Consider the following 8695-nt stretch of genomic DNA (forward strand, 5'->3'; position numbering starts at 1 on the left):
AGCGTGATTGCGCCGGATCGCCTAGTTTACTATTTTTATTATGTTAGGGGTGTTATGGATGTCGGTCTGACTTCAGAGCAGCTGGCGCTGCGAGACACCGTGCGCGACATCCTGCGCGCCGAGTGCCCACCCGACGTCGCCCGGCAGGCAATCACCGATCCCGAGCGCTGGCGCGCGCTGTGGAAGACGGTCGTCGGGCTTGGCTGGACCGAACTCGCCGTGGCCGATTCGGCCGGCGACTTCGGCCCCGTCGAGCTGGTGCTGGTGCTCGAAGAATGCGGCGCGGCCATCGCCCCGATCCCGTTGTTGAGCAGCGTCGGCCTGGCCGCGGGCGTTTTGCGGGCCTGCCGTCTCGACGATGTGCTGGCCAAGATCGCCGGAGGTGTCGTCGCAACGCTGGCCGTCCACTCCCCCGGAAACCGGCTGCCGCGGCCACCCATGACGCTGCACGACGGACGCCTGCGCGGCCATGCCGTCGCGGTGCCCAATGTGGTTCGGGCCGAGCTGATCGTCACGCTGGCGACGTGGGACCAGGGCCCGGTGGCGGCCGTCGCGCGCGTCGGCGACGGGGCGGTCATCCAACCCCGAGAGTCGACCGATCCCGCACAACCCGTCGCCGACGTCGAGATCGACACGCCCGCGGTAGCCACCGCACCGGTCGCCGGCATCGAACCGGTGCTGACGACACCGCTGATCGCCGCCGCTGCCGACCTGGTCGGAGTGGCGAGCGCGGTGCTGCACCGCGCCGTCGAACACGCCAAGACCCGACACCAGTTCGGCAAGCCGATCGGCGCGTTCCAGGCAATCAAGCACGCGCTGGCCGACAACTACGTCAGCATCGAACGCGCCCGCAGCCTGACCTACGCGGCGGCAGCCGACCCCGACGTCACCTGGGCCGCGGCCGCGCTGGCCAAGGCCGCGGCCGGCGAGGCCGCGACCCGCTGTGCGCGCACCGCCGTCCAGGTGCACGGCGCCCTGGCCCAGACCTGGGAACACGACATCCACCTCTATGTCCGGCATGCCTGGCAGGGCGCCGCGATGCTGGGCGACAGCCGCGCGCTGTACCACGAGGTGGGCCGGCGCTTCGCAGGCGGTGCGGCATGACGACTTCCCTGACGGCGCCGGTCGAAGAGTTTGCCGAGTGGCTGACCGAGTTCCTGCCCGACGACTACTACGAGCGATATCGCCAGTACCGCTGGGACATTCGGTTGCGACGCGAGTATCAGCGGGCCGCCTTCGAGGCGGGGTGGATCCAACCCACCTGGCCCCGCGAGCATGGTGGCCGTTCGCTGAACCTGCGCGATGCGATGGAAATCCGGATCCAGGCCGCGCTGCGCTCTGCCCCCAAACTGCCCAACATCGCCGGACCCAACGTCGCCGCACCCGGCATCCGGCAATTCGGCACACCCGAGCAGACCGACCGGCTGCTGGTTCCGCTGCTGCGCGGTGACGAGTGGTGGGCGCTGGGCATGTCCGAACCGGAGGCCGGGTCGGACTTCGCCGGCCTGCGCACTCGCGCCGAGCGCGATGGAGATCTGTTCCGGGTCAACGGCCACAAGATCTGGACGACGCAGGCCCATGAGTCGCGGTGGTGCACCCTGTATGCCCGAACCGACCCGGATGCGCCGAAACACCGCGGCATCTCGTGTCTCATCCTCGACCTGCACTCGCCCGGGGTGCGTGTCGAACCCATCCGGATGGCGTCGGCGTCCGACGAGACGTTCTGCGAGGTCTTCCTCGACGACGTCGAAGTCCCGGTCGACAACCTGCTGGGTCCCTGCAACGGCGGCTGGAAGGTGGCGTTGGCGTCGTTGCATCATGAGCGCCAGATGATCTGGATCATGAACTGGGTCGAGATCAAACGCGGCCTCGACTCGGTACGCGGCACCCGCGACCCCGGCAACTACGCCGAACTGGGCTCGCTACTGGCCGATGCCGAGGCACTGCGGGCCACCGGCTACCGCGCCCTGAACAACGAACTCACCGGCCGGCCCACCCCCGAGGCCGACATCCTCAAGCTGCTCGGATCGGTCACCCTGCAACGTGTTTGGGATCTGAGCGCGGCGGCTGCGGGCCCGGCTTCGACCGGTGACGCCGACCTGCTCTTCGAACGCCAGGATGCGCTTGCCGCGACCATCTACGGCGGAACCTCCGAGGTCCAGCGCAACATCATCGCCGAGCGGCTGCTCGGGCTGCCGAAGGGATGACGACGATGGATTACGACCTCGGCGATGACGCCGCTGAACTGCGAACCCGGCTGCGGCAGTTGATCGCCAACCACGTGCCGGCCGGCTTCCTCGGTGCCTGCACCGACGACCCCCAAGACCTGGCCACCACCGAGTCGTTCTGCAAACTCCTGGCCGCCGAGGGACTGCTGGCGCTGGCGTGGCCGAAAGAGCATGGCGGCGGCGGAGGTTCGATCTGGCAACAGACCGTGCTGCGCGAAGAGATGTGGGCCCACCACGAGCCGCGCGGTCCTCAGTATATGGGCATCAACTGGGTAGGCCCGGCGATCATGCGACACGGAACGGCGGCGCAGAAGGCCAAGCACCTCTCGGCGATCGCGGCGGGCGAAGTGGTGTGGTGCCAAGGTTTTTCCGAACCGGAGGCCGGAACAGATCTTGCCTCGCTGCGCACCCGCGCCCTCCCGGACGGCCCGAACGGCCTGAACGGAACAGGCTGGCGCATTACCGGCCAGAAAGTGTGGACGTCGTATGCCCAGATGGCCTCCTGGTGCGTGCTGGCGGCCTGTACACACCCGGATGCTCCTAAACCCAAGCGGCTCACTCTGTTTCTGATCCCGATGGACCGGCCCGGCATCACCGTTCGGCCGATTCCGTCGATGCTGGGCCCGCATCACCTCAACGAGATGTTTCTCGACGGCGTACCTGCCTTCCCCGGCGACGTGCTCGGCGAGCCCGGCGACGGTTGGCGAATCATGAGGGAGGCGTTGGCCTTCGAACGCGTGGGCATAGCCCGTTACGCGCGCTGCGAATCGTTGCTGCACCGGCTGCGCACCGAACTCGGCGACGAATGGGACCGGCTGCCCGAATCGATTCGCGTCCGCTGGGTTCGCGCGCTTGTCGACTTACGGGTGGCCAGACTGCTGGCCTATCGCGCGGTGTCGCTGCAGGACGACCCGCAGGCGGGTGCGGCGGCCAGTGCCGCCCGCATCGCGACCACCACCTGCGATCAACAGGTCGCCGAGCTGCTTTTCGACGTGCTGGGCCCGGCGGCGCTGGACAGCGGTGTCACGGCCCCGCTGCACGGCGCGATCGAAGATCACTGGCGCTACGCGCAGGCGGCCACCGTGGCGTCGGGCACCATCGAAGTACAGCGCATGCTCGTGGCACGAGACGTCTTGGGGGAAAACCGATGAATACCGAACTGCCGCAGGCTATTACCGACTTCGCCGCCGTCGCGGCCAAACGGCTCGCGCGGGTCGGCGGCCCGCCGGCGGCGCTGCGGGCCGAGACCGACGACACCGTTCGCTACACGGCGCGCGAGGCTTTGGCGCAGCTGGGTGCATTCGAGCTCGACGTGCGATCCGCGCCTGACGATCTGCTGGCCGCCGCGGTGCTGTGCCAGGCCGCCGGCGCCGCCGCGCTACCCTATCCAGTCGTCGAAGAGCTGTTGGCCATCGACGGCGCCCGCCTGGCGCTGGTGAATCCGCAAGCACCCCGCGTCGACCACGGCGACTTGCCCGGTGACTGGATCGCCACCGACCTCGACGGCACTCGTTATCCGGTGCAACCGGCATCGCGCACCGCCGCCAAACTGGGGCCGTTTCTGGTGCCGGCCACCCTGGGCGCGCCCGACGGAACCGTGCCGGACAGCGACGTTAACCTTCACCTTGTGCTGGGATCGTGGCGGATGCTGGGAGCGGTACAGCAGTCGCTGAACATCGCCACGGACCACGTGCGGAGCCGCATTCAGTTCGGCAGGCCGCTGGCCGATTTCCAGGCCGTCAGGTTCGCCGTCGCCGATGCGTCAGTCGCGGCCCGCGGGCTTTTCGAACTCGCCAAGCACACCGTGAGCCGATCGCAATCGACTGCGCCGCTAGTGGGTTCGGCCGACGCACTGGTGCTGCGGCTCAAGGCCGCCGACACCGCGCGGCAGGTGCTGCGCACCTCGCACCAACTGCTCGGCGCGCTGGGCTTCTGCGACGAGTCCGACATCAGCGTGCTGGACCGGCACACCCAACCGCTGATCCGGTTGCCGTTGAGCACCGAAGCACTCAGCCGGCGCCTGATCTCCGATGTCCGTGACGGCTATCTGGAGACGCTCTGCACCGGGCCGGTGCCGGCATGAGCCGCGCCCAACCCATCGGATCCTCGGCCACCCCGAACCCGCTGGCCGACGGCATCCCATTCGGAACCAGACTGCAGGATCTGGCCGAGCAGCGAAGCGACGACGCGGCCCTGACCACCGTCGCGCCCGACGGCAGCACCCGCACGCTGACCTTTGCCGAACTCGACGCCCGGGCCAATCAATGGGCGCGGGCGCTGGACGCGAGTGGCGCCCAGATCGGTTCTCTGGTCGCCATCGCGATCCCCAATTCGGTGCACCTCATACTGACCGTACTGGGCTGCTGGAAGATCGGTGCGGTTCCCGTTCCCATGCACTGGGACCTACCCGAGTGGGAGCGAAACCGGGTGCTGGACGTGATCGACGCCGCCGTGGTGATCGACGAGAGGAGCCGCTGGGAACTGGAAGTGCGCGCCACCGTCGAGTCGGAAAGCCCACTGCCCGAAGCTGTTTCACCCACTGCCCATGGAATTTGCAGCAGCGGGTCAACCGGTGTGCCCAAGGTGATCCTCAACCTGGCGCCGTCGCTGTGGACGCCTCAGCACAGCGAGCCGTTCTTGTCGGCATGGACATCGGTGGCTCAGCCGCAGACCATCCTGGTGCCCGCGCCGATGTACCACACCAACGGCTTTGCCACCCTGCACTTCCTGTTGGGCGGCGATCATTTGGTGGTGCTGGAAAAGTTCGATGCCGCGCGGGTGGTCGACACGGTCGAGCAATACCGGATCACCAACTTCACGGCCACCCCGACCATGCTCAAGCGCATCGCCGCGGTCTCCGACATTAGTCGGCGCGACTTGTCCAGCATCGACTTCATCTTGCAGGGCGCCGCCGTAATGCCGCCCACGCTGCTGCACACCTGGTTCGAGTTACTGAGCCCGGAACAGATTGTGATGGCCTACGGCATGACCGAAAATCTCGGGCTCACCGCCCTGCGCGGCGACGAATGGCTGACGCATCAGGGCAGCGTCGGCCGCGGCTTCCGGGACACCGAGATCCGCATCCTGGACGCCGATCAGCAGCCACTGTGCCCCGGCGAGCAGGGCGAGGTGTATTTGCGCGCGCCGATGAGCGCGGGATACCGCTATCTTGGTGGCGCGCCGCCACTTCCGTCGACCGAAGACGGGTTTCGGTCCGCCGGCGACATCGGTCACCTAGACGAGGATGGCTACCTATACATCACCGACCGTCGCGCCGACATGATCATCACCGGCGGCGCCAACGTCTTTCCCGCCGAGGTCGAGTCCGCGCTGGCGGGGCACCCCGACATCGCCGACGTCGTGGTCATCGGCATCTCGGACCCGCACTGGGGACGCCGGGTCCATGCCGTAGTGCAAGCCGCGGCGCCGCTGACCGAAGAACAGGTGATTGATTACGCCAAGAACCGGCTCGCCCCCTACAAGGTGCCCAAGACGGTGGAATTCGTCGATCGGATTCCCCGCACGGCGGCTACCAAGGTCAATCGCTCGGCCATGATCGCCGCCCGGGGCGGCTGAGCTTCGCAAACAGTGGACGCGACCGGAAATGCGGAGGCATAAACGCCGGACACACCGGTGCGACCCGCTCTACGCTCACTGGTAACGCTTCCGGCCCTCATCGTTGAGAAGGACGGTCCGATGACCTACATGATCACGCAGCCGGACACCTTGACGGCCGCTGCGGCATCTGTGGCGGAAATCCGCTCGGCGATCGGCTCCGCCAACGCGGCCACGGTGGCCTCGACAACCGGGGTGATAGCTGCGGCGCGCGACGAGGTTTCGGAACTCATCGCAAGCCTGTTCCGGGCGTACGGCCAGGAATGCCAAGCCGTCATGACGCAAGCTGGCGCGTTTCACGACGCGTTCGCACAGGCATTGGCCACAGCGGCCACTTCCTACGCGCAGGCCGAGGCTGCTAATGCAGCCACGGTGACGGAGGCGCTGGCCGCCATCAGCTCACCCGTCCGTGCGATGCTGGGCGGCGCCGCGCCCCTGACGTCCGCGGTTCCCTCGGCGGCAGCGGTGAACACCCTGGTCATGGGTGGCAGTGGGAACCCGATTCCTTCGATTGATTTTGTCAACAACATCGTCTCGAGGTACATCGCACCCTTTTTCCCGGTCGATCCGAACTTCGTACAGAGCCTTTTCACACCCGAGGGGTTCTATATCGACACCGGAATCAAGACTTTGCCCCTCAACGTGTCGGTGGCTCAGGGCGTCACCATCCTGACCAACACGCTCGTCGGCACAAACCCCCCCTACGCAGGGCTACTGACCAGCGGAAACACCGTCAACGTGTCGGGCGAATCGCAGAGCGCCATGATCGCATCACTGGTCATGCGGTCGTTGAATCCCACCAATTCGGGGGCAGCCGGAAGCCCGTACTTCAATAATTTGAACTTTTCGCTGGTCGGTAATCCGATGAACCCCAACGGAGGTCTGTTCGAGCGTTTCGTCGGGCTCAGTCTCCCAAGCCTGGGGATCGAAATGTACGGCGCAACGCCGGACAATGCCTTCCCAACCAAGATCTTCACGATCGAATACGACGGCGCCGCCGACTTTCCCCGATACCCGATCAATATCCTGGCGGACCTCAACGCCTTCTTGGGTATCCAATCCCTACACGGCCAGTATGCGACGCTCACCCCCGAGCAGCTGGCTTCGGCTATTCCGTTGACCAACACGGTGGGCCCGACGTCGACCAGCTATTACATGATTCCCACCCATAATTTGCCGCTCGTGGACCCGGTGCGGGCAATCCCATTCGTCGGTAAGCCGATCGCGGATTTGATCGAGCCGAACCTGAGGTATCTGGTCAACTGGGGCTACGGGGATCCCGCCTATGGCTGGTCGACCTCGGCGCCGAATGTGCCCACACCGTTCGGAGTGCTGCCACCGCTCAGCGCCACCACTTCCCTACCCGGCTACTTGGCTATCGGAACCCAGCAGGGAATCAGCGCGTTCATGAACGACATCAGCGCCGGGATAGCGACTTTTCCGGACCTACCCGCGCTGCTGGCGACTCCACTGGGCGCGGCGGGCGCACCATCGTTGCTGTCCGGGCTCTCGCCGGCGGCGTTCTCCCCGACCGAGTTCATCCACTTCCTGCAGTCAACGAACACGACTGTCACTAATTTCATTACCAGGACGGCTGCAAACACCTACGCGGCTTTGCTTCCGACCGCCGACATCGCGAATGCAATCCTCACCACGGTGCCGTCGTACAACGTCAACCTGTTCCTCAGCGGGTTGGACCAGGCACTCAACGGCGACCCCGCCGGTGGGCTGGTCTATGCGTTCGGCGCTCCCATAGCGGCTGACATCGCGTTGGGCACCCTCTTGGCTGGTTTCCAACTCAGGTCGCTCTTGGGAGTCACCAGTCAGCTTATCTAGCTGCAGCGCTCAATCCCGTTGTGCCGCAAGCACACCGGCCCATCTTCGGATGGGCGCGCTGACATATCGCCAACGCTATCGCCTCATCAATTATCCCGCACCACAACGTGTTTCAGCTTCCGCCGGTCGCGTTCGGCTGCTCCCACGAACACGCCGCCTACCCCGGGCACGATCAGCATCAGCGCCACCACGCTGGCCGCGATCGTCGCTGACATCATCGAATCGTTGGCACGCCAGAACATCGCCGGGCTGATCGTCGTCAACGGCCACGGCGGAAACGCGGTACTGACCAACGTCGTCCAGCAAGCCAACCACCCGCAGGCCCTGACCAAGGTGGGGCTCTACCCCAGCCGTGAAGACTGCGCCGAGGCCCGCACCGCCGCAGGAATCCACAGCGGCCACATCCAGGCGGTCGCCGCCATCACCACCACCCACACGCCGAATCCGACCGTGCCGCCATCACCGTCAGCCCCCTCAGCATCGTCGCTGCTCGATGCCTTGACCGGCGCTAGCCCGCTGATACGGCACATATCACCGCAGGCCGCGGCCTCAGCAGCAGCAGCACCGGGGCAAGCCCCACCAGCGGCCGGCGCGCTAGCGGGCATCGCGGCGCCGGTGCCGCTGCCGCCAGGTGCCGGCCCCCTGCCCGCCTTCGGCGGCAGCGTCGGTGGCGGGGCCGGGGCTAGCACCGGCGGCTGGCTGTCCTCGCTGGCTGCCCGGCTGAGTTCGGGGATCGCCGCCATGGCCGCCCCGGTCAGCACGGGCGGGGTCTCGACGGTCGCCACCGCGATCAGCGCACTGGCCGCTGCTGCCGCGACCGCCGCGGCAACCCCGCTAGCACACGTCCAACCCCACCCGTCGCCGCCGACCGCCGAACCCCCAGCGACGCAGTTCGCCGATCCCGGGCAAGTGCGGCACGAGCACGCACCGCAACACCTGCCCTGCACCGATCCCCCGCAGGCGGAATCCCCGCACGCGCGCCAATCCCCGGCCGCGCAGGCATCGCCCCCCACCCC

General features: G+C 66.9%; 7 protein-coding genes and 1 pseudogene. 7 read left to right on the forward strand and 1 reads right to left on the reverse strand.

Annotated features, from left to right (window positions below; all coding sequences use genetic code 11):
- Positions 1 to 54: 54 nt before the first annotated feature.
- The 6 genes from EET13_RS19635 to EET13_RS19660 all read left to right on the forward strand — a co-directional run bounded on the left by EET13_RS19635 (position 55) and on the right by EET13_RS19660 (position 7679).
- Entirely contained in the window at positions 55 to 1104 is a 1050-nt protein-coding gene (locus EET13_RS19635) for an acyl-CoA dehydrogenase family protein (RefSeq protein ID WP_122443839.1), read from the forward strand.
- Entirely contained in the window at positions 1101 to 2207 is a 1107-nt protein-coding gene (locus EET13_RS19640) for an acyl-CoA dehydrogenase family protein (protein ID WP_122443840.1), read from the forward strand. The genes EET13_RS19635 and EET13_RS19640 overlap by 4 nt, the downstream gene beginning before the upstream one ends.
- On the forward strand, positions 2204 to 3379 hold the full coding sequence (locus EET13_RS19645; RefSeq protein ID WP_211189100.1) for an acyl-CoA dehydrogenase family protein: 1176 nt from the start codon (positions 2204 to 2206) through the stop codon (positions 3377 to 3379). The genes EET13_RS19640 and EET13_RS19645 overlap by 4 nt, the downstream gene beginning before the upstream one ends.
- A complete protein-coding gene (locus EET13_RS19650) occupies positions 3376 to 4311 on the forward strand; it encodes an acyl-CoA dehydrogenase family protein (RefSeq protein WP_122443841.1) in 936 nt (311 codons plus the stop codon). Before EET13_RS19645 ends, EET13_RS19650 begins: the two co-directional genes overlap by 4 nt.
- Positions 4308 to 5804 (forward strand): class I adenylate-forming enzyme family protein, encoded by a 1497-nt coding sequence (locus EET13_RS19655; protein WP_122443842.1) that lies wholly within the window; start codon positions 4308 to 4310, stop codon positions 5802 to 5804. The genes EET13_RS19650 and EET13_RS19655 overlap by 4 nt, the downstream gene beginning before the upstream one ends.
- A 120-nt stretch (positions 5805 to 5924) precedes the next feature.
- A complete protein-coding gene (locus EET13_RS19660) occupies positions 5925 to 7679 on the forward strand; it encodes a PE family protein (protein WP_122443843.1) in 1755 nt (584 codons plus the stop codon).
- 86 nt (positions 7680 to 7765) lie between these two features.
- On the opposite strand, the gene EET13_RS32365 is transcribed toward EET13_RS19660, so the two are convergent.
- Positions 7766 to 7894, reverse strand: coding sequence for a hypothetical protein (locus EET13_RS32365; protein WP_280177884.1), 129 nt, complete (start codon positions 7892 to 7894; stop codon positions 7766 to 7768).
- Position 7895: 1 nt separating this feature from the next.
- Between EET13_RS32365 and EET13_RS19670 the strand changes: the two are divergent.
- Positions 7896 to 8695: pseudogene (locus EET13_RS19670) on the forward strand (hypothetical protein); the annotation flags it as partial.

The organism is Mycobacterium attenuatum (assembly GCF_900566085.1).
Taxonomy (GTDB): domain Bacteria; phylum Actinomycetota; class Actinomycetes; order Mycobacteriales; family Mycobacteriaceae; genus Mycobacterium; species Mycobacterium attenuatum.

Excerpts from the sequence above, each read along its gene's own strand:
- EET13_RS19660 (WP_122443843.1), top strand. The coding sequence starts at position 5,925 with ATGACCTACATGATCACGCAGCCGGACACCTTGACGGCCGCTGCGGCA.
- EET13_RS19650 (WP_122443841.1), top strand. The coding sequence starts at position 3,376 with ATGAATACCGAACTGCCGCAGGCTATTACCGACTTCGCCGCCGTCGCG.
- EET13_RS19655 (WP_122443842.1), top strand. The coding sequence starts at position 4,308 with ATGAGCCGCGCCCAACCCATCGGATCCTCGGCCACCCCGAACCCGCTG.
- EET13_RS19640 (WP_122443840.1), top strand. The coding sequence starts at position 1,101 with ATGACGACTTCCCTGACGGCGCCGGTCGAAGAGTTTGCCGAGTGGCTG.
- EET13_RS19635 (WP_122443839.1), top strand. The coding sequence starts at position 55 with ATGGATGTCGGTCTGACTTCAGAGCAGCTGGCGCTGCGAGACACCGTG.
- EET13_RS32365 (WP_280177884.1), bottom strand. The coding sequence starts at position 7,894 with ATGTCAGCGACGATCGCGGCCAGCGTGGTGGCGCTGATGCTGATCGTG.
- EET13_RS19645 (WP_211189100.1), top strand. The coding sequence starts at position 2,204 with ATGACGACGATGGATTACGACCTCGGCGATGACGCCGCTGAACTGCGA.